Consider the following 26,644-nt stretch of genomic DNA (forward strand, 5'->3'; position numbering starts at 1 on the left):
TGGCGTCCACCCTCGAGGCGAGTTCCGCACAAGTGAGCGGCCGTAGGCCATATAGATACATAGGCCGCGCAGCGGCCTTCCGCACCGAACGCGGAGGACCTGTCTGAGCAGCGAGGGTGGGCGCCAAGGTCTCCCCGCGAAGCGCCCAAGTGTAGAGAACGATGGCGCAGCCGAGCCCGCGATGCCGAAGGCGAGCCCTAGGCGAGGTGCGAAAGAATGCCCGGCATGCCCAGCGCCCGCCCCCGGTAATCCGCGAAGAACCAAAAAAAAGCCCCGCCGTTTCCGGCGGGGCTTTCGGGTACCGCTTCGAGCTGGAATTACTTCGAGAGCGTCGGCGCGGAGGCCGCTTCGGCCGGGGCCGCGGCGGTGCCTGCAGCGGCCGGAGCCGAGGACGAACCGGCCGGAGCCGCTTCTTCCAGCGCCGGCGGCTTCATGCCGGCTTCCTGTTCCGGGGTCTGGTCCGGGAGGTTGTCGCCCTGCAGCGGCAGGTAGATCTCGAACTTCTGCTCGTCGTAACCCTCGACCGTACCGTGGTTGTTGGTCGGAGCCTTGGTCTGGATGTCGTAAGCGCGGAACACCACGTCGTCGTACTTGTAGCCGTGGGTCTGAGCGTAGGCTTCCAGCTGCTGACGCGTCTGCGGCAGACCGGCGCCGGTGCCGGCCCAATCGGCCTTGAGCGCCTTGCCGCCGAAGGCGAGCACAGCCTTGACGTTGCCATCGACGATGACGCGACCGAGCTTGTCCTTGCTGCCCGGCGTGGCGTTGTCCGCAGCAGCCGGAGCGCCAGCGGTCGATGCCTCGGCCGGATCCAGCGACGGACGCTGGGCGGCAGTGAGTTCGACGTCCTGACCATTGATCTTCAGCGTGGTGGCGTCGATCTCGGCGGCCACATCGAAGGTGTAGTTCTGGTCGCCCCAGTTCGTGGTGAACGTGATGCGCGGGCTGGTGATGTTCACACCAAGCTTCTTGGCGGCCGCCTGGATCTCGCCCATCGCCTTGTCCGACGCGGTATCGACGTCGTCGAGGGTGCGCGGCGCGGTGGTCGAAACGAACAGGATCGGCTTGGCCGGCTGGTCGACGATCGACGGAACCATCTTGCTGTAGTCGATGTTGGGAATCGACGCCATCAGGTTCTGCAGGTTGGACAGGCTGAACTGGATCAGCGCGTCCGGATCGCCATGGATGTACAGGTTCGAGAAGCGGTTGACCAGGTTGAAACCGTACGAGACATCGTAGGCCCAGTTGACCTTGACCAGCTTCTGGCTGCGACCGGTGCGCTCCAGCTTGATCGTGAACTTCTTGTCGCTACCGCGCCAGCCGTTGTCCAGGTTCCAGACAATGGTGCCTTTGCCGGCATCGGCGATCTGAGCGAAGCCCGGATCGATAGAGGCGATCTCGAGGGCGCCATCACCGACCTTCGGGTCGGAAGCCTTCCAGGAAATCTTTGCACCCGGGCCGTACGCCTTACCCGACAGCTCGAACTGCACCTTCGAATCGAAGGAGCGCAGCACGGTGTAGTCAGGGAAGCGACGGAAGTTGCTGAAAACGTCGTAAACCTGACGCAGATCCTTGCTGATCAGCATTTCGCGCTCAACATGTCCTGTTGAGGGCATAGCGACGCCGACCACGACACCGAGTACGGCGACGATGACGAGGGCGACAATAAATTCTAACAGACGCGTCATTCCACGGTTCTCCGAACGTCTTACGAACGGGCTCTACGCACAGCCATGGACGCCATACGCTCACCCCTGAAGAATCGGCCCGTGGCAGGGGTTCGCCCGCGCCGAAAGAGCCGATGGTACTTGCTCGCGGCGGGGAACGCCATTGGGTGCCCTGCCCTTTTTCGCAAGCCGGCACAAGGCGGTTTTCGGCCGCGTTGACCGGGCGGCGGCCCCCGGTCAGCGCCAGGTCAGACGATACCCAGCTCCAAAGCCTTCAGAACGGCGCGCGTGCGGTCCCGCACGCCCAGCTTGGACAGGATGTTGGAGACGTGGTTTTTCACCGTTCCCTCGGCCACACGGAGCGAATTGGCGATTTCCTTGTTGCTGTAGCCGCCCGAAAGCAGGCGCAGGATTTCGGTTTCGCGCTCGGTGAGCGGATCGGGCTGTTCCAGGCTCGAAAACTGGTTCTGGATGCGCCCCACCCCCGCCAGCAGCCGCTGGGTGACCATCGGGGCGACCAGCGAGCCGCCCGCGGCGACCGTGCGCACGGCCTCGACCAGCTGGTCGAGCGAAACGTCCTTGAGCAGGTAACCGCGCGCGCCGGCCTTGAGCCCGGCCAGCACGAGCTGGTCGTCGTCGAAGGTGGTCAGGATGATGGTCGGCGGCAGCTCGTTGCGGCCACCGAGGGTCTGGAGCACGTCCAGGCCGCTCATGTTGGGCATGCGCAGGTCGAGCAGGACCACGTCGGGGCGGATCTGCGGAATGGTCTGCACCGCCTGGGCGCCGTCCGCGCATTCGGCCACCACGCGGATATCCCCGGCGAGGTCGAGCAGAGAGCGAATGCCCTGGCGAACCAGGTTCTGATCGTCAACGAGACAGACGGAGATCATGGATGACCCTCGGAAGGAAACGGAATTGTGGCATGGGGTGGGAGGTCCGGATCGTCGCCCGGACTCCGATCCAGCGCGGGTCGCGCCGGGGTATGGGCCAGGGTGGGTTCCTCGCCCAGCGGAAGGCGCGCGGTCAGGGCGAAGCCTCCCTCCGGGCCGGTGCGGAAATCCACCGTGCCGCCGAACTCGGCCAGGCGCTCGCGCATGCCGTTGAGTCCGTTGCCCGGGCGGACGGCCCCGCTGCCATCGCCGCGGCCGTCGTCGCGAGCCTCGAGACAGAGTTCGTCGGGCCCGCTATGACGGAAGGTCAACCAGAGGTGCCGGGCATGCGCGTGGCGCACGGTATTGGTCAGGATCTCCTGCACGCAGCGCAGGAGCATCTGCGCCCGGCGCGGATCCTCCACGCCGAAGCGAGGCGGCACGCTCAACTGGACCTGCAAGCCCGGCACGCCTTCGATCAGGCTGCGCACCGCCTGGGTCAGGTCGATGGCATCGTCCTGGCGCAGTTCGCTCACGACCTCGCGTACGTCGGCCAGCAGTTGCTTGGCCGTGCGTTGCGCCTTGAGGACGTGTTCCCGGGCCGTGTCGTTGGTGAGGTGGCTGGCCACCTCGAGATTCAGGCTGAGCGCCGTGAGGTGATGACCGACCAGATCGTGCAGGTCGCGCGCGATACGCATGCGCTCGGCGATACGCGTGGATTCGGCGAGCAGGGCGCGGGTGGCTCGAAGCTCGGAATTGAGTTGTCGCAACTCCTCGCGCTCGTCCGCCTGCTGGCTCGCCACCATCGAGGCGATGAAGACCAGCGCGGAGAACCCGAAATAGAGGCAGGCCTGCATTGTCGAGGCGACCAGGGTGAACGGAATCTCAAGGAACACCGGGATCAGCAGCAGGTGCGCAAGCACCATCCAGGCGATGCCGATCGGCAAGGTGACCAGCCAGGGAACCACCGTCGCCACGATGATCAGCAACAGGGCGGCGACACCGCTCTTACTGAACACGCCGACCGCCAACGCCGTGCCGGTAAGGATCAGGAGCACCGCGATGCGTGTGAAGCCGTCCACGCGAAGGCCGAGATTTCGCGTCAGGAGCCAGTACACCAGGCCGAACACCAGGTAGCTCGCCGTCCAGCCAAGCAGGGCCATGTCGCCGATGAAGCCCGGCCCACCGCCCGCCCGCTGCATGGAGAGCGGCAGTCCCACGCACAGGAAGACGAAGTACGTGGCGTACTTCAGGAGGCGGACATTATTGAACTGAACCTTCGACATGGCCGCATCATAGGGCTTCGCGGCGCCGCCACCACCTGATAGAAGTCACGCTTGGGCCATCGGCAAGCTTCGGCTTTACAACGGTTTTACATGCGCGATGGCGCGCCACCGGGGTGGCCGACGTGCCATAATGCCGCGCATTCGGCGGCCCGGGGGTCGCCCGTTTTGAACTCATCATTCCAGAACCTCTAGCGGAGCAACGAATGGCCCTTGCCATCCGCGACGTGCGCGAGCACGACCTGGATGCCGTGCTGGCACTCAATAACGAGGCAGGCACCGGCATCCTCGCCACGGACCGCAGCCGCCTGCGCCACCTGTACGAGATCGCGCATTACTTTCGCGTCGCCGAACAGGATGGCCGCATCCTCGGTTTCCTTATCGCCATGCGTCCGGACGCCGAATACAGCAGCCCGAATTTCCGCTGGTTCCAGGCCCATTACGAAAGCTTCGTGTACATCGATCGCATCGTGATCGCGTCCGAATCGCGCGGCCATGGGCTGGGCCGCATCTTTTATTGCGATGTACAGAGTTATGCCGAGGTACGTGTGCCGCTTTTGACCTGCGAAGTTTTTCTCGAACCACGCAACGACCAGACCGTGCTGTTCCACGGCACCATGGGCTTCCAGGAAGTCGGCCAGCAGAAGATGGGCGCCACCGGCCCGAAGGTGAGCCTGCTGGCGCGCGAGCTGCCGAGCTTCCCGTTCGTGCGCGAGCGCTATATCGAACAGGACGGCCTGCCCCCCGTGGCATGGCTCAGCGAGCGGCAACGCCCGATCGACGGCCACAAGGTGAGCGCATGAACGCCCGCGCCGAACCCCTCGAAGCCGCCTGCGACCTGCGTTTCGGCCAGGTCGGTATCGCCTGCGTACGCCTTCGCCGCGTGGATGCCGCCGCCCTGGTCGAGGAACTGGAACGTCGCGTGCGCTCGGCGCCGCAGATGTTCGCCCGCGCCGCGGTCGTGCTCGATCTGTCGCACCTGCCAAAACTGCCCGACGACGGCATGGTCGACGCACTGCTCGAAGCCATTCGCAGCGCCGGCATGCTGCCCGTCGGCATCGCCTATGGCACGCCGGAAACCGAAGCGCTTGCCGAGCGAATGAACCTGCCGTTGATCGCCAAGTTCCGCGCACAGTACGAGCCGGGCCAGGCCACCGCCACGCCGGGCGGCGGTGCGTCCGTACGCAGCGAGCCGGTCGCCGCCATGACCACGATCGACCAGGACGTCGAGCCAGGCAGCGCCACCACCGCCCAGCACCACACGGGCAGCGCCGTGCGCTCCGGCCAGCAGATTTACGCGCGCGACCGCGATCTGGTCGTCACCGCCGCGGTAGCCAATGGGGCGGAAGTGATCGCCGATGGCTCGATCCACATCTACGGCAGCCTTCGCGGCCGCGCCATGGCCGGCGCGCAGGGCGACGAATCCGCACGCATCTTCTGCTCCGACTTCCGCGCCGAACTGGTCGCGATTGCCGGGCATTACCGCGTGTTCGAAGACATGCCCAAGGAATTCGAGGGCCAGGCCGTGCAATGCTGGCTCGATAATGGAAAACTCATGATCGCGCGCCTGTGACGCGCGGTCCCACGCTTATTCGCGGAGACATCTCTTGACAGAAATTATCGTCGTCACCTCCGGCAAGGGTGGAGTTGGCAAGACCACCACCAGCGCCTCCCTCGCCACCGGTCTCGCCCTGGAAGGCAAGAAAGTCGCCGTCATCGATTTCGACGTCGGCCTGCGCAACCTCGACCTGATCATGGGCTGCGAGCGGCGCGTGGTGTATGACTTCGTCAACGTCGTACACGGCGAAGCCACGCTCAAGCAGGCCCTCATCAAGGACAAGCGCCACGAGACCCTGTTCGTGCTCGCCGCGTCGCAGACGCGCGACAAGGATGCGCTCACCCAGGAAGGCGTGGAGAAGGTCCTCGACGAGCTGACCAAGGAAGGCTTCGACTACGTCGTCTGCGATTCGCCGGCCGGTATCGAGAAAGGCGCGCATCTGGCGATGTACTTCGCCGACCACGCCGTCGTCGTGGTCAACCCGGAAGTCTCCTCCGTGCGCGACTCCGACCGCATCCTCGGCCTGCTCGCCAGCAAGACGCGCCGCGCCGAAAAGGGCGAGACGCCGATCAAGCAGCACCTGCTGCTGACCCGTTACAACCCCAATCGCGTCGAAGCCGGCGAAATGCTCAGCGTGAAGGACGTCGAGGACATTCTCGGCATCAACGTCGTCGGCGTGATTCCGGAATCGGAGAACGTACTCGCGGCATCCAACGCCGGCGTACCGGTGATTCTCAACGACGATTCCAACGCCGGTCTCGCCTACAAGGATACGGTCGCCCGCATCCTCGGTCGTGAGCTTCCGCTGCGTTTCGTCGAGCCGGTCAAGAAGGGCTTCCTCAAGCGCGTCTTCGGAGGTTGAGCATGGGTATTCTCGATTTCCTGAAGCGCAAACCCGAAGCGAGCGCGGGCGTGGCCAAGGAACGCCTGCGCATCATCGTGGCCCAGGAGCGCTCGACGCGCGGCGGCCCCGACTACCTGCCGCTCCTGCGTAACGAGCTGCTCGAAGTCATCCGCAAGTACGTCAACGTCGACGTCGACGCCGTGAACGTCACGCTCGATCGCGACAGCGGCCACGAAGTCCTCGAACTCTCGGTCGCCCTGCCCGACGGCAAGCCCGCCACCTCGGCATGACCGCGCCCGATCCCGCCGACGCGGTTCTCCGCGTCGGCGCCATCGGCTTCGAGGAACCGCGCGCCCTGCTCGCCCACTACGGCCTCACGCTTGTCGAGGTCGCGAATGGCCACGCCATTCCCGGCAGCTTCTGGGGCGATACCGAAGCCGGCATCATCGGCACGACGGTCTACGCCCGCGCCGATACGCCGGTGCATTCGCTGCTCCACGAGGCCTGCCACCTCATCGTCTTACCCGCGGAGCGGCGCGCGCTGGTCCACACGGACGCCACGGATTCCATCGAGGAAGAAGACGCCACCTGTTACCTGCAGATCGTCCTCGCCGGGCAGTTGCCGTCGGTGGGCTCCGCCCGTCTGATGGAAGACATGGATCGCTGGGGTTACACCTACCGCCTCGGCTCCACCCGCGCGTGGTTCGAACAGGATGCGCCTGAAGCACAAGCGTTCCTGCGTGAACGCGGGCTTCCCACGGGCTGAAGGCCGAGCCGAGCCTACCCCGGCTCGTTGCGTTCGATCTGCGAGACGACGCTCGAGGCCGCGGCGGCCTGCGTGCGGGCGAGGCGCCGGCGCTCGAGCGTGGCGTAGGTCAGCCAGGCGCCCAGCCCGACCAGGCACATACCGGTGGTGCCGAGGGCAAGCGTGAGCATGCTGCCGGACAGCGCCGGCGAGAGCACGCCCGCGACCACCGCCGTGAAGAGCAGGCTGCCGAAAGCCTGCACCGAAGAGACGCCACCGCGTTGTTCGGGGAAGCGGTCGAGCAGGAGCAGGGTCAGGGTCGGGAAGGCCAACTGGACGCCGCAGCCATAGAGCGCCAGCGGCAAGGTGGACCACGGAACCCGCGGGTGATCCAGGGCCAACGCCAGGACCAGGTTCAGGGCACACGACGAGAGCATGGCCGCGTAGCCCCAATTCACCGTGCGCGCCGCGCTCGCCCGCCCCGCCGCGCGGCCGGAGACGAAGGCACCGAAGACCATGCCACTGACCACCGGAACGAACAGCCAGGGAAAGCCGTCGGCGCCTAGGTGCAGCAGGTCGCGGATCAACTGCGGCGCCGAGGCGATATAGAGGAACAGGCCGGCGAAATTGATCGAACTCGCGAGCGCCAGGGGCCAGAACGGCAGGTCGCGCAGGATCGTCAGGTAGCCCCGGAGCAGCGGCCGGGGGCGGAACACGGTGCGTTTTTCCTGCGGATGCGACTCGACCAGCAGGCGCGCCACGGCGATCGTCAGCGCCACGGTGAAAGCCGCCAGTGCCCAGAAGATGCCTCGCCAGCCATCGATGCCCAGCAACCACGCGCCGATGATCGGAGCGACAGCCGGCGCCACGCCGAAGATCATCATCACCTTCGACATCATTCGCTGGGCCTCTTCACCCTGCATGGTGTCGCGCACGACGGCACGGCCGATGACGATACCGGCACCGCCGCACATGCCCTGCACGATGCGGCAGCCGAGCAGGAAGGCGAAGCTCGGCGCCATGGCCGCACCCACCGAAGCCACCGCGTAGATGGCCATGCCGATCACGATGACCGGCTTGCGTCCATAAGCGTCCGACAACGCGCCATGGAACAGGCTCATCACCGCATAAGCCAGCAGGTACACGCTGAGCAGCTGCTGCAGGGCGACCTCGCCCACACCGAAGTCGCGCCCGATATCCGGAAAGCCCGGGAAAATGGCGTCGATCGAAAACGGCCCGATCATGGACAGGGCCGCAAGCAGGAACGGCAGGTAACGCCGCGGGTCGCGGGTCGTCGCGGAGGTCATGGACCTTCAAGGCGGTGGCGGGGGGACCCTGCGAGTATAGCGGCAAGGTTTCGGGCCATAATCGTGCCATCGAACTACGCTGGAGTTGCCGTGGGTTACACCGGTTTTCTTGCTGTCGGTGTGGGCGGGGTGCTCGGTTGCTGGCTGCGCTGGTGGCTGGCGGTCATGTTCAACCCGCTGTTCCCCAACCTGCCGCTCGGCACCCTCGCCGCGAATCTCGTCGGCGGACTGCTCATGGGTGTCGCCCTGGGGGTGTTCGATCATTTCAGCACGCTGCCCGTGGAGGCGCGACTGCTGGTCGCCACGGGCTTCCTCGGCGGCCTCACTACCTTCTCGACCTTCTCGGCGGAGACCACCGGGCTGCTCCTTCGCGAGCAGTACGGCTGGTTCGCCGCGCATGTCGGGTCGCATCTGGTCGGCTCCATCGTCATGACGATCGCCGGCCTTTTCATCACACGTGGAGTACTGAAGCACTTTTGAGCGCCACGCCGCGCGGGGCGGCGAGAGGATCACCAGGAATCCCATCGATGAGCCACGATTCTTCGTCTCTCAAGGCACGGGCACAGGCCCTGCTGGAACAGGCCGGCATCACCCTCGGCGGTAACCGGCCCACCGACCTCGTCGTGCACGACGACCGCACCTACCCCCGCGTATTCGCCCACGGGTCGCTCGGCCTGGGCGAGGCTTACATGGAAGGCTGGTGGGACGTAGGCGACCTGCCCGCCTTCTTCGCCCGCGTCCTCGGCTCCCATGTGGACGACTCGCTGCGCACGCTGGATACCCTTGTCGCCCATCTCAAGGCCCGCTTCCTCAACCTTCAGCGGGGCGAGCACGCCTGGGACGTGGGGCGACAGCACTACGACCTGGGCAACGACCTCTTCGAAGCCATGCTCGGCAAGCGCATGGTCTATTCCTGCGGCTACTGGGCCGACGCGAACAACCTGGACGACGCGCAGGAAGCCAAGCTCGACCTCATCTGTCGCAAGCTGGACCTGCGGCCGGGGCAGCGGCTGCTCGACATCGGCTGCGGCTGGGGCGAGGCGCTGAAGTTCGCCGCGGAGCGCTATGGCGTGAGCGGCGTCGGCGTGACGATTTCAAAGGAGCAGGCCGAATACGCACGCCAGCTGTGCCAGGGCCTGCCGATCGAGATCCGCCTGCAGGACTACCGTGACCTCGCCGAATCCTTCGACGCCATCCTCTCGGTGGGCATGTTCGAGCACGTGGGCGGAAAGAACTACCGCACGTGGTTCGAGGTGGCGCAGCGCTGCCTGCGCCCGGACGGACTGGCCGTGCTGCACACGATCGGCAGTAACGAGCAGCCCGGCCGTCCCGATCCATGGATCGAGAAGTACATCTTCCCCAACTCGGTGATCCCGGCGATGAGCCAGGTGGCGGCCGCGCTGGAGGGCCTGTTCGTCGTCGAGGACTGGCACAACTTCGGCACCGACTACGACCGCACGCTCACCGCCTGGCTGGCCAACTTCAACGAGGCATGGCCACGCCTGGCCGGACGCTACGACGAGCGGTTTCGCCGCATGTGGCAGTTCTACCTCGGTTGCTCGGCGGGCGTCTTCCGTAGCCGGCGCGACCAGCTCTGGCAGCTGACGCTTTCGCCACGAGGTGTGGCGGGCGGCCTCCGCGTGCCTCGCTGACGCCGCGACGACTTCGCGCCCCGTACGGTCGGGGCATGAACGATCACGCAAGGCCTGGCGAAGGCGTTGTCGAGACCGATGTACCGGCGCGGCTGGATCGGCTGACCTGGGGGCGTTTCCACACGCTCGTCGCGGTGGCGCTCGGCATCACCTGGATTCTCGACGGCCTGGAAGTCACCATCACCGGCTCCATCGCCGGCGCGCTGAAGTCCAGCCCGGTGCTGCATCTGACGGATTGGCAGGTGGGGCTGGCCGGCAGCCTGTACCTGGTCGGCGCGGTGGCGGGGGCGCTGTTCTTCGGCTGGCTCACCGATCGCCTGGGCCGCAAGAAACTCTTCACCATCACGCTCGGCCTGTACCTGGTCGCCACCGCGGCGACGGCGTTCTCGCCGGACTTCATCACCTTCGTCGTCTTCCGCATGCTGACCGGCGCCGGGATCGGTGGCGAATACGCGGCGATCAACTCGGCGATCCAGGAGCTGATACCGGCCCGCTACCGCGGGCACACCGACCTGGTGATCAACGGGAGCTTCTGGGTGGGCGCGGCGATGGGCGCGCTAGGTGCGGTTGCCCTGCTCGACGGCGGCTGGGTGTCGGCCGAGCTCGGTTGGCGGCTGACCTTCGGCCTCGGTGCCGTGCTCGGCCTCGGCGTGCTCGTGCTTCGCCACTGGGTGCCGGAAAGTCCACGCTGGCTGATGCTGCATGGGCGCGTCGACGAAGCCGAGGCCGTGGTCGCCCAGATCGAACGGCGCCTGGGCGTTCCACCCCCCAGCGAGCCACTGCCGAGGTTACGCCTGCGCCCGCGCAAACTGACCCTGGGCGCCGTCGCCACGACCCTGTTCCGCGATTACCCGAAACGCACCGTGCTCGGCCTGGTGCTCATGGCCACCCAGGCCTTCTTCTACAACGCGATCTTCTTCACGTATGCGCTGGTGCTCGGACGCTTCTACGGTGTCGCCGACGCCGACGTCGGCCTCTATCTGCTGCCTTTCGCCGCCGGCAACTTCCTCGGTCCGCTGTTGCTGGGACGGCTGTTCGACTCGGTCGGTCGCAAGCCGATGATCGCGATCACCTACGCCATGTCGGGCCTGCTGCTGTTTGCAACGGCCTGGCTGTTCGTCCACGGCATGCTCGACGCGCGCGCGCAGACCGTTGCCTGGAGCGTCGTGTTCTTCTTCGCATCGGCGGCGGCGAGTTCCGCGTACCTCACGGTGAGCGAGAGCTTCCCGCTGGAGCTGCGCGCGCTGGCGATCGCCCTGTTCTATGCCTTCGGCACGGCATTGGGTGGTGTCGTCGGGCCGTGGCTGTTCGGCTCGCTGGTCGGCACCGGCGAGCGTTCGGCGATCGGCTGGGGCTATGCGTTCGGCGCCGGGCTGATGCTGCTCGGTGCGGCTGCCGCGCTAGGCCTCGGGATCGCGGCCGAACGACGCTCCCTGGAGGACATCGCCGCTCCGCTCGGACGCGCCGACTGAACGCAGGAATCGCTTGCGCACGATGCCGCGAACGAAGGAGAGCGCGGGCCTGGGGTCGTCCCAACGAAAGACATGCAGGTGCGCCCTTGCCCATTGGCCGAGTACCGACAGCCACGGCAGGCGCTGGCGCTTTCTCAGGGCGAGTACGGTGGGAATATCGTGGTAGAGGTCGACACAGGCCATGCCCTCCGGATCCTCACGGGACGCCGGTGTCACCGGCAGTCCCTGCGCATCCTGCCAGGCCATCTCGCACACATTCATCCCGCAGTGGGCGGCGAACTCCACGTAAGTCCACGCACGCGTGTTCACTTCGATGATGCGGAAGACACCATCGCGCGGATCGCGCTTGAACTCGGCACTGAAGATGCCTCGATAGTCGAGACCATCGAGCAGGCGACGCAGGTGGACGACAGCCTCGGGAAGGATCGCCAGCGGCACGGAATGACAACACGAACTGTTGCCGAAATCCGGCGGCGACATGCGCAGCCGCCGCCGCGCGCGAATGCCGGCATAGCCACCGTTGCGGTCGCGAAAACCGTCGACGAAAAAATGCTCGCTGGCCGCGCCGGGAACGTACTCCTGCGCCATCACGTCGAAGCCCTGCGCATGCAGGCGCTGCCACGTCTCGCGCAGGGCATCCGGCCGATCGACCCAGAGGCCCTTCACCCCGGTCACGTCGCTGAAGCGCTGCGAATTCACCGGCTTGACGAAGACACGGTCCATCGAGGCGAAGGGAATGCCGTCGATGTCTTCCAGACCGGCGATCCGATAGGTCCGCGGATGGGGAATGCGTGCCGCCGCGAGGTAGCCGGCAAAGACCGACTTGTCCTGCAGCAACGCCTGTGCGTCGCGGCTCGAGGTACTGACCAGAAACCGGTTGCCGACATCCGTGGACGGCAGGTCCGCAAGCCAGAGGGCCGCGTCGTCCGCACCGGCGACGATCACCGCCTTCGCCAGGGGCATGGCGCGCAGGGCGGCAAGCCCCTGATCGCCCGGGCGCCCGTCCCATGGCAAGGGTCCGGGCGTGGGCCGGTACCAGCGTGAAGCGGTGACGATATCGCCAGGCGGACAGGCCACATACGCCGGGATACCCGCCATGTGGAGGCTGCGAAGCATGCCCAGCGCGGTCGGCCCGCGCGCCATCACGATCGCGGGTAACCGCTCGTCGTCGCTCGTGTCCATACCGCCCCCTGTGGCGGGTTGCAACGCCGGAATGGCGCACCCTGCAGGAGAAATGTGACATCGGCCGCGGCAACCAGATAGATCGCCACACGGCCTATGCCTTATCGGGGAGCACCCCGCTGTTCGGCGAAAGCGGCATCGATGGCCGCATCCATCGCCAGGTCGCCGGCGCGCAGCGACGCGCCGTCGATCAGGTCTAGCACGTCGGCAACCTCGTTCGTGACCGGCGCGACGGCCAGCGCCTCGGCGGTCATCTGCGCGGCGTACTTGACGATCTTCACCGGCCGGCCGTTGGCATCGAAGATCGGGTTGTACGTGGCCTGGATCCAGACCACGACCTGGCCCTTGGCCAGCCGTCGATACAACCCCGCTTCGTGAAGGCCGGATCGCAAGCGTCGCCAGAACCCGATGTAGGCATCCGAGCGGCTTTCGTCCTGGTCGACGAAGATGCTGTGATGCTTGCCGACGATCTCGTCGAGCCGATAACCGGTGACGCCGAGGAACACGTCGTTGGCGTCCAGAATCATCCCGTCGAGTGAAAACTCGACAACGCCCTGGGTGCGATCGACCACCTCGGCACGCTGCTCGCGCGTGACGACCGCGGCGCGCTCGTCGGAGATGTCGCAGGCATACAGCAGCACCGACGAAACCCGTCCTCCGCGGCCGGCGAGCGGAATGTAGACCGCCTGGAACCACACGTCGCGCCCGGAGGCGCCAAGAACGCGATACGTGCCCGAGACCTGTTCGCCCCGGGTCAGGGCTCGCCACAGGTGCTCCGCATCGTCAACGGGGAAGAACCGGCTGTGCGGCTGGCCGACCACGGCTTCGGCGCGGCAACCCAGGGCCGCCAGGAAGCGCTCGTTGACCGAGCGGACGACACCGTCCAGACCGAACTCGACGACCGACTGGCTGCGCGAGAGCGCGGCGATGATCGCGCGCTCCGTGCGTGCGCCGCCGCGGCCGCGCACCCATCCGAACATACCCATCGTCGCGTCCCGTACTGCTGATTCGAACCGGGTTATCGGCCGGAGTCAGCCTGGGCTTTAGCTTCAGACACCGTCGGCGACGGCGAACGGAACCACCCCCGGCTCGCGGGCCTCGCTGGCCTGGCGCCTGGCCGGGGCAGCCTGGCGGGGAACCGACGGCGAGGTGCGCCCCAGGGTGATGTTCTTGGAGGCGCGGACCTCCCGGTTGGCGAACGTCCAGATCTCACCGGTTTCGGTGATGAACACCGTCCAGTACAGGTCCGACTCGGGACCGTAGTCGATCAGGAAGTGGGCGAAGCCCTCGCCCTTGGGGGTGTTCATCGGCAGCGGCGGATTCAGTTGTTGCAGCATGGTGTCCTCCTCGTGGCCCGATTAGCCCCAAACCCGCGTGGGGCCGGGGTGAACGTGCCGTCGATCACGCATCACCGGACACGGACACCACTTTTCGTCGCGGGTGGGTAACATGGCCCCATCCAAGAGCAGGTTCATCAGGGGATACAGGGCGTGCAGGCACGTAACTTCGCGGTATCGGTTGTCCATCCCGGTGGCAAGGTCGCCATCGAAATCGAATTCAACGAGAAAATCCACGGACTTTCCGGCGACACCCTCTGGCTGTCACTCGAGGACGGTGCCAGCCTGGCGGATGCGGAAGCGCTGCGCGCGCTGCTCGAACGCGTGGGCCACCGTCTTACAGTGACGAACGTACGCGCCTGACCGGCGCGGTCGCGTTGTCGGTGACGGCGGAGACCGCCACGGCCAGCGGCACCACCACCGATGCCAGCCGATGGTTTACGCCGTGCACCTTGCCGCACCCCAGGCAATGCCGGGTCATGCCCAGCCCGCGACGAGGCGCGCGGGCGGTGCCCAGGATGCAACCGCAGACGTAGCAGCTGGTGATCGCCCCACGGTCCCACAGCTTCACTCGCACGGCCTGCACGGTCACCCAGCACAGCGCAAGCGTGACCGACCCGGCCATGATCCATCCCGGCAGGTCCGAATAGAGGGAGAGGATGCCGAGCCGGCCCGGGACCTGCTGGACCGCCTTCATCGCCGCCGCCGCAAGCGCGCCCGCGCCGAGGACCATCAGGCCCGGCGAGAACATTCGGAAATACATCCGTCCGGCGTACGACATATGACTCCCCTTCCCCAGCCGGATGCTCCCGGCTGGGGAAGGTTGGAGCCTGCGTGGTCTACCCGCCGTGAACGCTAGCCTGCCGCCGATCCGAACGACGGCGGCCGATCGGCCTTGGCCTTGCCGAAGGCCTCGTTCGGCATATCGCCCATCACGAAGCTCAGCGTGCCACCGGCGACCAGCTCCTTGTGACCGATCCAGCTCTTCGTCCATGGCTGGCCGTTCCAGCTGACCGACTGGATGTACGGCCGACCCGGACCGTTGTCCTTGGCCTCGATCACCAGCGTGCGGCCACCGCCCACCTGGACCTCGGCGCGATCGAGCAAGGGGCTGCCGAAGACATAGTTCGTGCTCACCGGATCGACCGCATACAGGCCCATGGCACTGATCACGTACCAGGCGCTCATCTGGCCGCAATCCTCGTTGCCGGGGAGGCCATCGGGTTCGGGCAGGTACATGGACTCCAGCAGCATGCGCACGCGCGCCTGTGTCTTGTGGTGCGCCCCCGCATAGGCATAGAGATAGGGCATGTGGTGCCCCGGTTCGTTACCGAACGCGTACTGGCCGACCATGCCCGCGATATCCGGCGGCGCATTGTCCGGCAGCGCCGGATCCGCGTTGAACAGGCCGTCGAGCTTGGCCTCGAAGGCCGCTTCGCCACCGAAAAGCGTCATGTAGTTGTAGACGTCGTGCTGGTTGAGGAAGGTCGCCTGCCAGGCGTTGGATTCGGTGAAGTCACGCCAGCGTTTCGAATGGCCGATCGCGATCGGATCGAAGGGCAGCAGCCAGCTGCCGTCGTCCGCGCGCGGGCGGACGAACTGCGTGTCCTTGTCGAACACGTTGCGGTAATTCTGCGACTGCGTCCGCAGGAGCGCCGCGTCGTCCGCGTGCCCGAGCGCCTCGGCCACGTGCGCCACGGCCCAGGCATCGTAGGCGTATTCGAGGGTCTTGCTGGCCGCCTCGCCTTCTTTGTCGCTGGCGATATAGCCCTTAGCACGGAAAGCCGGCAGGCCGAAGTAATCGTCCTGCAGCGCACGACGACGCAACACGGGCCACGCCTTGGCGTAGTCGATGCCGGTAAAACCCTTGGCCTGCACCTCGGCGATCACCGGCGCACAGTGGTAGCCGATCATGCACACCGTCTCGATCCCCTGCAGCGGCCATACCGGCGCGCCGCTGGGGCTTTCCACGGCGAGACGCACCAGGCCATCGACAAGATCGGGAACACGCTCGGGCTGGTACAGCGTGAACAGAGGATGCTCGGCGCGATAGGTGTCCCACAGCGAATACGTGCTGTAGTTGTGCCGGCCTTCCGGCAGCGTGTGCACGGCCTTGTCCATGCCGCGGTAGCGACCGTCGAAGTCGCTGAACACCGTCGGCGCCAGCATCGTGTGGTACAGCGAGCTGTAGAACGTACGCTTGATCTTGTCCGACGAGGACTCGATGCGGATTCGCGAGAGTTCGCGCTCCCACTCGGCCTCGGCCGAGGCGCGGATGCCGTCGAAGTCCCAGCCGGGAATCTCGTTGTCCAGGTTGCGCATGGCGCCGTCGATATCGACGCCGGAGATACCGACCTTCACCAGTAGCGGCTCGCTCGACGCCTTGTCGAAATGCAGGGCCGCCTTCAACTGGTTGCCCTTGACCGTGGCCGTGCCGGCCGGCTGTGCCTTGTCGTCGCTGTACAGCGTGGCGCTGGCGATCGGCCGGGACAGCTTCATCGCGAAGTAGATCACCCGCCCTGCGGCCCACTGGTAGACGCGGCGACCGCCCACGACGGTATCGTTGCCGATCAGGGTGAGTTCCACGTCGCTCAGGCGGGTGGGCGTTTCGATGTTGTCCTGGTAACCATGCGCCAGATCGAGCAGCAGGTGGGCACCGCCGTCCTTGGCGAAGGTGTAGCGATGCATGCCGGCGCGCAGGGTCGCGGTAAGCTCGGCAAGGATATCGTGGTCGGTGAGCTTCACCCGGTAATAGCCCGGATGCGCCTGCTCGCCCGTGTAATGCGAGCGATAGCCCTTGACGTGCGTGCGGAAGCCTTTCTCCGGCTTCTGCCCGCCCTTGTGCTTGGCGTCGAAACGCGAGACGTAGTTCACGCCGTCGAAATCGCGGTCGCCCGGTTGCAGTCGAACCGCGCCCATCGCCGGCATGACGAGGAAGTCGAGCATGTCCGCCGCGCCCGTTCCGGACAGGTGCGTATGCGAGAAGCCCATGATCGAGCCGTCGCCCTGGTGGTATCCGGACGAGCCGTCCCACTCCGCATTGTTCGTGTCCGGGCTGAGCTGGACCATGCCGAACGGCCGCGTCGCACCGGGATAGGTGTGACCGTGGCCGCCCGAACCGACGAAGACGTCGACGTAACGCAAGACGCCCTCCCCAGCGGTGCCGCCGCTGGCGGGTGGCGCGTTCAGGCCTTTGTGGACGCCACCGGCCAGCGCGGTGAGGGAACCAAGCTGACCAACGGCCGATACAGCGGCCATCCCTTGCAGAAAACGTCGACGGGTAACCATGAATCGCTCCAGTTCTGGCGTCGCGTCAGACGCGGCGCAGGGAATCGGGGTGCTTGTCGGCGAGGTGGACCACCAGTTCGCCGAACAAGGTATTGGCCCACGCGAACCACACGCGGGTGAACTGTTTCGGATCGTCCTGATCGAACGCCTCGTGCATGAAACCGGTGCCGGCGTGCGTGGTCTTCAGCCAGTGCAGGCACTGGCGTTGTTCGGCCACATCGTCCGTGGTGAAGGCCTTCATCATGATCGACATCGGCCAGATCATGCGCAGGCCTTCGTGCGGTCCACCGACGCCTTCGGCGGCGCTGCCCTTGAAGAAATACGGATTGTGCGCGCTCCATACGCGATCGCGCGTGCGCTGGTAGCGCGCATCGTGAGCGGCGCTTTCCAGGTAAGGCAGGGCCAGCAGGCTGGGGACGTTGGCATCGTCCATGAACAACTGGTTGCCGTAGCCGTCGACTTCGTAAGCCCAGTAGTCGCCCTGCGGATCCTTGACCACGCCGTACTGTTCGACCGCGGCGGCGATCTCGTCGGCCAGCGCGTGGCACTCGTCGGCGAACACCTGGTCGCCATAGAAACTGGCATGCATCTGGGCGAGGCGGCGCAGGGTCACGACGGCGAACAGGTTGCCCGGGATATTGAACGGGTACACGGTCGCATCGTCCGAGGGACGGAACATCTGGTGGATCATGCCGACCGGACGCGTCGGCTGACCGTAGCCATGCAGGAACTGGCTTTCGGTGGGATTGGGCGACTGCCGCTGGAAGTGGTATGGGCCCGGACCGTCCTTGCGCTGCTGTTCGCGGAAGGTGCGCAGGATGAGTCGCGTGGCGGCGCGCCAGGTATCGTCGAAGGGCTCACGATCGCCCGTGGTCTGCCAGTAGCCGTGCGCAAGGCGGACCGGATAGCAGAGCGAATCGATCTCCCATTTGCGCTCGGCCACGCCCGGATGCATATCGGTCTGGTCGGCCTGCGCCCAATCCAGCTTGCTCTTGCCCTTGGGGTCCGGCAGGAAGGCGTTCGCATACGGGTCGATGGCGATGCAGCGCGCCTGGCGACGGATCAGGCCACGAAACAGCTTGCGCAGCGCTTCGTCCTTCGGCGTCAGCGGCAGATAGGGCCAGACCTGGGCGGAGGAATCGCGCAGCCACATCGCATCGATGTCGCCGGTGACGACGAAGGTGTCCTCGTAGCCGTCCAGCCGGCCGATCTCCACCGTCGTGTCGAGCGTGTTCGGAAAGCAGTTCTCGAACAGCCACGCCAGCTCGGGATCGGCGATCTTCTTCTTCGTGGAGGCAATCAATGCTTCCACGGCTTCGCTGGTGAACTTGCGCTGGCCGACGGGCGGACGCTTGCCGGGAAAACGCGGCGCCGCGAAGGCGTTCGCGCCGATGCCACCGGCCATGGCGACGCCCGGGACCAGCGAAAGCCACTTGATGAGGTTGCGACGACTGGGGTTCACCGTTGACCCTCCTTCAGGGCATCGACCAATGAGCGTACCGATAAAGCATGGCGAAGCGTATCGATGTCGACCTTGCCGTCGATCGCGATATCGACGCTCTCGCCGGGCAGCAGGTCGAAGGCGTTGTCGGACAGGCGAACATCGAGGTCGCCGGTGTCGATCCATACCGCCCGTGCGAGGCGCTTTGCGCCGACCGTGAGCACGATACCGTGACCGCTGTCGCGGAGCGTCGTGCCGAGTTCCGGCTGGGGCAGTGCCAGGTCGCGTGCCGCAGCGAAGTACAACAGGTGATGGGCAACGGTCTTGCCCTGCTCGACCAGATCGAAGGCGACGACGGTATGCCGAGGATCGGCCCCTTTGAGCAGGGCGGCATCGTCCACGTGCTGCACGCTCGTACTGGTCAGCGCGGCGGCTTTCACGGCACGGCTTTGTTCGGAAAGCAGCTTTCCTCCCATGTCGTAGACACGTGTGCGAAGGGTCGCGTCGAAGTCCGCCGTGCGGTCGGAGACGGCGAACACCTCGGTCTTGCCGTCGCGGCGCAGGGGCACCACGTCCACCGGCGCGTAGAAGCGCTTCGCATGGAACTGCAGGGCCTTCCAGCGATTGAAATAGTCGACGCTCGCCCAGGAGGCGCCCGGCCAGACGTCGTTGAGCTGCCAGTACAGCGAGCCCATGTTGCGTGGACGGGCACTGCGCAGGTGTTCGGCCGCCAGCTCGATGCCTTCGGCCTGCATCACCTGGCTTAGGTACACGAAGGACGGGAAATCCTTCGGTTCGCCGTATTCCTGGCGGATGTACAGCAACAGACGCTGATTGCCATCGCCGTTGGCGAATTTCTGGTGGGCGCGCATCACCTTCGATTCCGGCTGCATGTCGCCGGCCTCGGCGAAGGCCTTGATCGTCTCCATCACCGGGAAGGACTGCAGGCCGTACTCGGACTGGAAGCGCGGCGTCACGTCGAGGTAATGGGAGATCGGCTCGGAGCCGGACCAGACCTTCCAGTAATGGAAGTCGCCGTCGTTCTCGACGTTGGCCTCGCCGTCGAAGTCGGTGCTCGGCGAACTGGCCCAGTACGGCGTTTGTGGCGACAGGTCGCCAACGACCCGACGCAGCGTCTTGCCGAACAATTCGCGCATACCCTCGTCGAGGCGACGTACTTCGTCGGCATTGATGAACTTGCGGAAGTCCTCACGATCCGGCCACGACTCCCATCCGGTCTGCACTTCGTTGTTACCCGCCCAGAGCACGATGGACGGATGGTCGCGCAGGCGTGTCACCTGTTCCACGGCTTCGATGCGCGAGCTTTCGCGGAAGGCGGGATCGTAGGGCGTGATCGCACCGCCGAACATGAAGTCCTGCCAGATCATCAGGCCCATGCGGTCGGCCGCGGCGTAGAACGCATCGTCCTGGTAGGTACCGCCGCCCCACATGCGCAGCATGTTCATGTTGGCGTCGCGCGCCGAGTGCAGGATGGCCTCCATCCGTTCGGTTGTCACGCGCGCGGGGAAGCTGTCGAACGGGATGAGGTTGGCGCCCTTGGCGAAGATCGGCACGCCGTTGACCACGAAGGCGAAGCCCCTGCCCCACGGGTCCTTCTCGCGGCGCAGTTCGACGCTGCGAAGACCCGTTTCGCGATCGACCTCGGCCACGCTCGCGCCCTTGGCGCTCACCGTGGCATGGAAGCGATAAAGGTTCGGATCGCCATAACCGACCGGCCACCACCGCTGCGGACGCTCGATATCGATGGGGACGGCGACATGGTTCTCGCCCGCGGCCAGCGTCACGTCGCGCTCCTGCGCGCCGTGCGTGCCGTCGGGCGCCGTCCACGTGACGGCGACCTTGACCGGGCCGGCCTTGTCGGCGCGCAGATCGAACTGCGCATCCACATGTGCGTTGGCTTCGTCCACCCTGGCCTGGGCGAGATGGAAATCGGCCAGGCGCAGGTCGTCCCAGCTCTCCAGCCGCACGGGACGCCAGATGCCGGCGGCGAGGTAACGCGGACCCCAGTCCCAGCCGTAGTGGTAATTGGCCTTGCGGACGTAGTTGGAGGTCTGCTTGCCCTTCGGCTCGTCGCCAAAGGAGGAATCGAATTCACCCGGCAGCGCATAAGGCTGCTTCAACAGCCAGGGCTGCAGGCGGGCGATGGGTGACTGGAAATGCACCAGCAGCGTATTGCTACCGGCATGGAGCGCGTCCTTCACCGGCAGGCGCCAGCGGCGGAACATGTTGTCCGCGGCGAGCAGCTTCTTGCCGTTGAGGCTGACCTCGGCAAAGGTGTCGAGGCCTTCGAAAACGAGATCGACGTGGCCACGCTTGAGCGCGGCCGCGTCGATGTCGAACGACAACCGGTAGTCCCAGTCGGCGAGGCCGATCCATTGGAGACCGGCTTCGTTGTCACGCCAGAACGGATCGCCGATCCGTCCCAGGGCGAGCAGGTCCGTCTGGACGGCACCCGGCACGATGGCCGGCTGCCAGTCCGTCGGGGCCTTCTGCGCGATCGCTGGCACCGCCCCGGGGGCGAGGCGGAACCGCCAGCCGGCGGAGAGGTCCCTCTCCGCCGGCGTGGCCGCCGTGGCGACGCTGGCGACGAGCCAGGCCACCACCGCCAGCGACGCGCGGCGCATCACAGCTTGAAGCCCAGCGTCAGCGTGTACGTGCGGCCGTTCTTGTACGCGTTGAGCGGCTCGGCGGGCGTGTTGTTGTACACGTAGTACGTTTCGTCGAGCAGGTTGGTGCCATCCAGCGAGATGCGCATGTGGTCGTTCACCTGGTAGCCGATCGAAGCATCGAGCTCACGGAAGATACCGGTGATCTGCGCCGACTGCAGCTGCGCGATCTGGGTGAAGTACGCCGAACGCCAGCTATAGGTCACGCGTGCGTCCCACGGGCCCTTCTCATAGTACGGGCTGAGGTTGAAGGCGTTCTTCGAGTTGTACGGCAGCGGGAAGTCGTTGCTCGTGCTGGCATCGGAGTACGTGTAGTTGGCCAGCATGCCGAAACCGTACTTGAAGTTCTGCTGGTAGGTCAGCGACACGCCCTTGACCTTGGCCACGCCGGCGTTCACCGGGATCTCCATGTCGTACACGTCGTCACGCAGGTTGGTCAGGTTGTAGTGCGTCTGCTTGACGTTGGTGTTGAGGATGTAACCGGAGATGCGACGGAAGAAGAACTCCGCGGACAGCACGCTGTTTTCCGAGAAATACCACTCGGCCGAAGCGTCGTAGTTGGTCGACTTGTACGGCTTGAGATCGGTGTTGCCACCCGAGCCGGTCAGCGTGCGATCGTCCAGCGCGATGTACGGCGTCATCTCCTGGTAGCGCGGGCGGGCCATCGTCTGTGCCGCGGCGAAACGCAGGGTCACGTCTTCGATCGGGTCATAGGCGATGTTGAACGACGGCAGCCAGTCGTGATACGTGCTGCGCTTGTTCACCGGCGCGTACTGGTCGGGACCGACGCTGTTATAGCCGTTCACCGTGTCCCGTGTGCGGTAGTAACGGACGCCGAGGTTGCCGCGATAGGAATCGCCCGAGAAGTCGCCCTGGATGTAGAACGCGCGATTCTGCTCGGCGATGCTGTACGTGGCCTTCGGATCGAGCGGCGCGCTGGTGACCAGGCTGTCGACGTAGTCGCGCAGGCCACCCCGACTGATCGTCGTCCAGTTGGCCATGCTGCCCGTGCCGTCGAGGCCGCCGAGGTAGCCACCCGGGGTGCCGCCGCCGTCCAGGTCGGCCAGCGAGACACCGCTGCCGTCCGGCGACGGAATGCGCGCCGCGTAGGCGTCCTGGCCGTTGAGATGATTGGTCGCCTTGATGCCGACCTCGATCTGGTTCAGCGGACCCCAGGTGACGTCGTGGCGGAAGTCGGTCTGGAAGTAACGCTCGCGATCGTAGCTCGGTGCATAGCTGAAGCCCGCACCGTGAGCGAGCATCGCCGCCGGGTTGTCCGGGCTGTTGAAGTTGATCTGCGGATGCTGGCCGTCGAGGTTCCAGTTGTAGCCGCCGAAACCCTGGAACTGCGCGTTCCAGATGCCTTCGGAACCACCCGTGGAGCCGGTGTAGCCGACCTGGCTCGTCGCCGACCAGCCGTCGCCGTACCAGTCGGCGCGCAGCTGCGCCGTGCCGGTGTTGACCTTGGATTTACGCTCGTAACCGTCGAGGTACGTTGCCGCACCGGGGCCGTACGAGCCGCTCGTGCCAATGCCGTTCTGGAAATTGAGGGCAGTGGCATCGGGCGCGCTGCCCGACCAGTCGCCGTAATGGCTCTGGTTGAAGTTGTCGAACTTCTCGGTGACGTACAGGCCGGTGAAGTTCAGCTCGAACGCATCGTTCGGCTTCCACTGCAGGTCGGTCGACACGCCGTCGCGCTTGCGCTGCTGCTGGAACCACGCGGTGTTGATCGCCGTCGGGTACACGCCCTTGGTGCCCGGGGCGACGACGTTCGGGTTGAACTGGTGGTTGGGATCGGTGTCGGTCGGATCGTTCGCGCGCTGGTAGCCGAAGACCTCGGTGCCCTGGCGGTCGATGACACGATCGGAATGCATGACCGAGCCGAGCACGCCGAAGGTGGAGTCGTTGTTCTTCCAGCTGTAGAGCATGGAGGCATTCGGCTTGCCGGTATCGGCACGGTCGTTATAGCCGTAGCTCACGTTGCCGGTCAGCGTGTTTGCCTTCAGGTCGAGCGGCTTACGCGTGTTGACGATGACGGTACCGCCGATGCTGCCCTCATCGATGTTCGCCTGCGGGGTCTTGTAGACCTGGGCGTTGCCGATGATTTCCGAGGTGAGCAGGCTGTAGTCGAACGAACGGCTGTCCGGGTTGTTCGGATCCGAGGTCCAGTTCGTCGAGGCCAGGGTCTGGCCATTGAGCAACAGGCGATTCAGCGCCGGATCGGTGCCGAGGATGCTGACCTTGTCGCCCTCGCCGAAATTACGGTCGACGCTGATGCCCGGAAGGTGCGACAGCGATTCGGCCACGTTGCGGTCCGGGAACTTGCCCACGTCTTCCGCCGAGATGGCCTCGATGATGGAGTCCGAATTGCGCTTGAGGTCGAGCGACTTCTGCAGGCTCGCGCGGATACCGGTAACGGTCACGCCGGCGAGGTTCGCCGCGTTCTGCGCATCGGCATCGGTGGCCGGCGCCTGGGTCGGCTCAGCTTTCTTGGTGGTCGTGGCGGGCGGGGGCGTCGCGCCGGCGTCCTGCGCCATGGCGGTGCCGGTGGCGAACAGCCCGGCCATGATGGCCATGGAAAGGGCGCTGATCCGGTAATTCACTGCTATCTCCTGGGGACGAGAATGGTTTTTTTCGGGACGAACGACACCGCGCAAGCTTTCGCCTGCGTTCGTCGACCGTTCCCATTGCTGTGTGTCGCTTGCCCTGCCGCTGTGGGGGGACCGCAGCGCGTTGCTGTTGCAACCTTGTTACGAGGCGGATTTTTAGGGTCGACTGACAACGTTGTCAACCGATTTTTTAACTCGATCTAAAGTCGGACAAATGGACGCAAAGTATTGTTTATAAATGCGTTAGTGAAATCATGAAAATACTGCAGTGCGGAAATTCTCATGGCCGATTTGGATCGATCCATGCCAGGGAAAGACAATCGACGGCTACGCGTAACCGACCGTCCTGAATCGAATTTTCGTGCGTCGCCCAGAGAAGGAGGCGTGCAGGGTCCGTTCGAGCGCCCCTTTGCTGCACCGCAGCGCAAAAAAGAAGCGTTTCCCATCCCAACGGGATGATGAACAACATCGGCAAGTCCTTGCGGAATGCCGTTTCAGACAGCCATCAGTCACCTGTTTTCGCAGAAGCTGAACGCACGAAGGCCAACGCACGCGCAAAGGAACCTATGGCGATCAAGCGATTCGCACCGGACGTCTCGATGATGTCCGTCCTGTCCGTAGCACTCATCGGTGCCCTTGCCGGCTGCCAGCGCCAGGCCCCCGACGATGCGCCCGCGCCGGTCGCGGCAACATCGGCAGCTGCGCCCGCGCCAGCACAGCAAGCGGCTTACCAGCCACCCACCGCCGAACAACTGTTCGCCCTGGTGGCGCCGATCGCCCTCTTCCCGGATCGTCTTGTCGCGCAAACGCTCGCGGCGTCGACCCATCCCGACGATGTCGGCGCGGCCCGTGATTTCCTGGAGCAGAACCGCAATCTCACCGGCAGCGCACTCATCGACGCCGCCGACGGCCAGCCCTGGGATCCAAGCGTCAAGTCGTTGGTCGCCTTCCCCGCCGTGCTCGACCAGCTCGCCAACAACACCGAATGGACGGCCGCGCTGGGTGCCGCTTATGCCAGTGAGCCCACCGACGTCATGAACGCCATCCAGGTCATGCGTGGCCGGGCCCGCGCCCACGGCAACCTGCAGAACTCGGCGCAGCAGGTGGTCCAGGTCGAGTCCCGTGGCCCCTCCGGCGACGAGACCGTCGCCGACGATAACGGCGTCGTCGCCGCGCCCGCACAGACGATCGTCATCGAGCCTGCCGAGTCCGACGTGGTCTACGTGCCCAACTACGATCCGGACGTCGTCTACGGCGAGCCGATCGTCACACGTGTCTATTCGCGAGGCTGGTACGAGGAACCGCGCGATCGCGGCGACCTCGTCGCCACCGGATTGATCTCCTTCGGCGCCGGCGTGCTGGTGGGCGAGCTGTTCGCCTCGCACGGGCATCGGGAGCCGCCCCGCTGGGGCTGGAATTCGTGGAACACCTCATGGGGTGGCGGTCGTCCGGGCGGCCCGCATGACGGCCGTCCCGCGATCGTCTACGACAACCATCCCTACACGGTGAACCGCACGACGGTGATCAACCGCACGGTCAACATCAACCGCACAGTCAATATCGATCGCTCGAACCACATCGATAATCGCCACGACTTCAATAACAACAACATCGACAACCGCGGACAGGGCGCGCCGGTCGCCGCCGCGCCTCGCCCCGCGCAACCCGATTACGCACACATGCAGCGGCCGAACTTCACTGCCGGGATGACTCGCCCGACCGCACCCAACGCGCGTCCCGCGCTGCCGCCACCGCAGGCACAGGCACAGGCGCAGCACGCCGAAGGGCAGCGTCCGGACGGACGCGGGGCGGCATTCGGCCAGCGTCCCGGCGACCCCGTCCAAGCACGCAACGCGAATGCTGCGCAGGCACTCCGCCCCGGGCAGAACCCCTCTGTCCAGAACGTCACCCACAACGAGCCGACGCGATTCGATCCACACCAGCAGGTGGGCGGCCAGATACCCCACGTGGATCCACGCGAACAGCAACGTGCCGCGCAAGCCGCACAAGCCGCGCGCCAGGACGCTCGTCCGCCGCAGAACGCCCAGCCCGCCCACGGCGATTCACGGCAGCAACAAGCGGCCCAGGCGCAGCAACAGGCCAATGCGCGGGAACAGGCCAATGCGCGGGAACAGGCGGCCGAGCGTTCGCGTGCGGAAGCGCAGCAACGTGCCGCGGCAACGCCTCGACCGCAGCCGGTGGCGCAGCCACAGCGACCGCCGCAGTTCGAGCGTCAGCCCGTACAGGAGCGCCCGGCGCCGCAGCACGAGGCGCCGCAGCATGTGGAACAACCACGCCCGCAGCCGCAGCGTCAGGAGGCCCCGCGCGAACCACAGCGCCCCGCTCCACCGCCGCGCCAGGCGCCCCAGCACGAGAACCACGCGCCCGAGCCCAAGCCCGCTCCCGCCGCAAAACACGACCACGACAAGCACGACGATCACTAAAGCGGCGAGGCTGTCGGAACGGTGGGAGCCGCTTCAGCCGGTTCACTCGCTTCGCGAGTGCTTGGTCTCAGCGGCTGATGCCGCGGCGGCGGACTCGGACGTGGCGGCGGGCTCGGACGTGGCGGCGCAGAGCCTTCGGTGCCCACCCTCGCTGCTCAGACAGGTCCTCCGCGTTCGGTGCGGAAGGCCGCTTCGCGGCGTGTCTTATATGGCCTGCGGCCGCTCACTTGTGCGGAACTCGCCTCGAGGGTGGGCACCGAAG

The 26,644-nt window shown here is 65.8% G+C and carries 22 protein-coding genes; 10 read left to right on the forward strand and 12 right to left on the reverse strand.

All coding sequences use genetic code 11. From position 1 onward, the window contains the following. Positions 1–317: 317 nt before the first annotated feature. The 3 genes from VM621_RS05205 to VM621_RS05215 form a co-directional block, all read right to left on the reverse strand. Positions 318–1,685 carry a polyketide cyclase gene (locus VM621_RS05205; RefSeq protein ID WP_325467920.1) on the reverse strand — a complete coding sequence of 456 codons (1,368 nt, stop codon included), beginning with the start codon at positions 1,683–1,685 and terminating at the stop codon, positions 318–320. A 227-nt stretch (positions 1,686–1,912) separates the two neighbouring features. Then, positions 1,913–2,554: a response regulator gene (locus tag VM621_RS05210; protein ID WP_107912726.1), complete on the reverse strand. Its 642-nt coding sequence runs from the start codon at positions 2,552–2,554 to the stop codon at positions 1,913–1,915. Further along, complete coding sequence (locus VM621_RS05215) at positions 2,551–3,819, reverse strand: sensor histidine kinase (protein WP_325467921.1); 1,269 nt, start codon at positions 3,817–3,819, stop codon at positions 2,551–2,553. The genes VM621_RS05210 and VM621_RS05215 overlap by 4 nt, the downstream gene beginning before the upstream one ends. Positions 3,820–4,022: 203 nt before the next feature. Here VM621_RS05215 and VM621_RS05220 point away from each other — a divergent pair, with 203 nt between their 5' ends. The 5 genes from VM621_RS05220 to VM621_RS05240 are packed head-to-tail and all read left to right on the forward strand — an operon-like array spanning position 4,023 to position 6,984. Then, positions 4,023–4,619: a GNAT family N-acetyltransferase gene (locus VM621_RS05220; RefSeq protein ID WP_325467922.1), complete on the forward strand. Its 597-nt coding sequence runs from the start codon at positions 4,023–4,025 to the stop codon at positions 4,617–4,619. After that, positions 4,616–5,389, forward strand: coding sequence for a septum site-determining protein MinC (minC, locus tag VM621_RS05225; RefSeq protein ID WP_325467923.1), 774 nt, complete (start codon positions 4,616–4,618; stop codon positions 5,387–5,389). Before VM621_RS05220 ends, minC begins: the two co-directional genes overlap by 4 nt. Positions 5,390–5,423: 34 nt before the next feature. After that, on the forward strand, positions 5,424–6,236 hold the full coding sequence (gene minD / locus VM621_RS05230; protein ID WP_325467924.1) for a septum site-determining protein MinD: 813 nt from the start codon (positions 5,424–5,426) through the stop codon (positions 6,234–6,236). 2 nt (positions 6,237–6,238) lie between these two features. Continuing rightward, positions 6,239–6,508, forward strand: coding sequence for a cell division topological specificity factor MinE (gene minE, locus VM621_RS05235; RefSeq protein ID WP_159892935.1), 270 nt, complete (start codon positions 6,239–6,241; stop codon positions 6,506–6,508). Beyond that, the gene (locus VM621_RS05240) at positions 6,505–6,984 is read left to right on the forward strand and encodes a hypothetical protein (RefSeq protein WP_325467925.1); all 480 of its coding nucleotides are present in this window, start codon (positions 6,505–6,507) and stop codon (positions 6,982–6,984) included. The genes minE and VM621_RS05240 overlap by 4 nt, the downstream gene beginning before the upstream one ends. 14 nt (positions 6,985–6,998) lie before the next feature. On the opposite strand, the gene VM621_RS05245 is transcribed toward VM621_RS05240, so the two are convergent. After that, complete coding sequence (locus tag VM621_RS05245) at positions 6,999–8,270, reverse strand: multidrug effflux MFS transporter (protein WP_325467926.1); 1,272 nt, start codon at positions 8,268–8,270, stop codon at positions 6,999–7,001. Positions 8,271–8,360: 90 nt separating this feature from the next. On the opposite strand from VM621_RS05245, the gene crcB reads away from it, so the two are divergent. The 3 genes from crcB to VM621_RS05260 are packed head-to-tail and all read left to right on the forward strand — an operon-like array spanning position 8,361 to position 11,394. Continuing rightward, positions 8,361–8,750: a fluoride efflux transporter CrcB gene (gene crcB, locus VM621_RS05250; RefSeq protein WP_325467937.1), complete on the forward strand. Its 390-nt coding sequence runs from the start codon at positions 8,361–8,363 to the stop codon at positions 8,748–8,750. 47 nt (positions 8,751–8,797) lie between these two features. Continuing rightward, positions 8,798–9,922: a cyclopropane fatty acyl phospholipid synthase gene (gene cfa / locus VM621_RS05255; protein WP_325467927.1), complete on the forward strand. Its 1,125-nt coding sequence runs from the start codon at positions 8,798–8,800 to the stop codon at positions 9,920–9,922. A gap of 35 nt (positions 9,923–9,957) precedes the next feature. Then, the gene (locus VM621_RS05260; RefSeq protein ID WP_325467928.1) at positions 9,958–11,394 is read left to right on the forward strand and encodes an MFS transporter; all 1,437 of its coding nucleotides are present in this window, start codon (positions 9,958–9,960) and stop codon (positions 11,392–11,394) included. On the opposite strand, the gene VM621_RS05265 is transcribed toward VM621_RS05260, so the two are convergent. From VM621_RS05265 to VM621_RS05275, 3 genes are all read right to left on the reverse strand, one after another. Next, a complete protein-coding gene (locus tag VM621_RS05265; protein WP_325467929.1) occupies positions 11,323–12,576 on the reverse strand; it encodes a hypothetical protein in 1,254 nt (417 codons plus the stop codon). The two genes, VM621_RS05260 and VM621_RS05265, sit on opposite strands and share 72 nt — an antisense overlap. A 101-nt stretch (positions 12,577–12,677) precedes the next feature. Next, entirely contained in the window at positions 12,678–13,562 is an 885-nt protein-coding gene (locus VM621_RS05270) for a PAS domain-containing protein (protein ID WP_325467930.1), read from the reverse strand. Between the two features lie 63 nt (positions 13,563–13,625). Continuing rightward, positions 13,626–13,913: a hypothetical protein gene (locus VM621_RS05275; RefSeq protein WP_325467931.1), complete on the reverse strand. Its 288-nt coding sequence runs from the start codon at positions 13,911–13,913 to the stop codon at positions 13,626–13,628. A gap of 153 nt (positions 13,914–14,066) precedes the next feature. Here VM621_RS05275 and VM621_RS05280 point away from each other — a divergent pair, with 153 nt between their 5' ends. Beyond that, positions 14,067–14,276 (forward strand): hypothetical protein, encoded by a 210-nt coding sequence (locus VM621_RS05280; RefSeq protein WP_325467932.1) that lies wholly within the window; start codon positions 14,067–14,069, stop codon positions 14,274–14,276. Here the strand turns inward: VM621_RS05280 and VM621_RS05285 are convergent. From VM621_RS05285 to VM621_RS05305, 5 genes are all read right to left on the reverse strand, one after another. After that, complete coding sequence (locus VM621_RS05285) at positions 14,251–14,694, reverse strand: hypothetical protein (RefSeq protein ID WP_325467933.1); 444 nt, start codon at positions 14,692–14,694, stop codon at positions 14,251–14,253. The genes VM621_RS05280 and VM621_RS05285 overlap by 26 nt on opposite strands. Before the next feature lie 74 nt (positions 14,695–14,768). Beyond that, a complete protein-coding gene (locus VM621_RS05290; protein WP_325467934.1) occupies positions 14,769–17,201 on the reverse strand; it encodes a GH92 family glycosyl hydrolase in 2,433 nt (810 codons plus the stop codon). A 25-nt stretch (positions 17,202–17,226) separates the two neighbouring features. Further along, positions 17,227–18,606 carry a glycoside hydrolase family 125 protein gene (locus VM621_RS05295; RefSeq protein ID WP_325467938.1) on the reverse strand — a complete coding sequence of 460 codons (1,380 nt, stop codon included), beginning with the start codon at positions 18,604–18,606 and terminating at the stop codon, positions 17,227–17,229. 53 nt (positions 18,607–18,659) lie between these two features. Continuing rightward, positions 18,660–21,287: a beta-mannosidase gene (locus VM621_RS05300; protein ID WP_325467935.1), complete on the reverse strand. Its 2,628-nt coding sequence runs from the start codon at positions 21,285–21,287 to the stop codon at positions 18,660–18,662. Continuing rightward, positions 21,287–23,896 (reverse strand): TonB-dependent receptor, encoded by a 2,610-nt coding sequence (locus VM621_RS05305; RefSeq protein WP_414674493.1) that lies wholly within the window; start codon positions 23,894–23,896, stop codon positions 21,287–21,289. The genes VM621_RS05300 and VM621_RS05305 overlap by 1 nt, the downstream gene beginning before the upstream one ends. A gap of 608 nt (positions 23,897–24,504) precedes the next feature. On the opposite strand from VM621_RS05305, the gene VM621_RS05310 reads away from it, so the two are divergent. Then, positions 24,505–26,382 (forward strand): DUF3300 domain-containing protein, encoded by a 1,878-nt coding sequence (locus tag VM621_RS05310; RefSeq protein ID WP_325467936.1) that lies wholly within the window; start codon positions 24,505–24,507, stop codon positions 26,380–26,382. Positions 26,383–26,644: the final 262 nt, after the last annotated feature.

Source organism: Luteibacter sp., assembly GCF_035539195.1.
Classification (GTDB): domain Bacteria; phylum Pseudomonadota; class Gammaproteobacteria; order Xanthomonadales; family Rhodanobacteraceae; genus Luteibacter.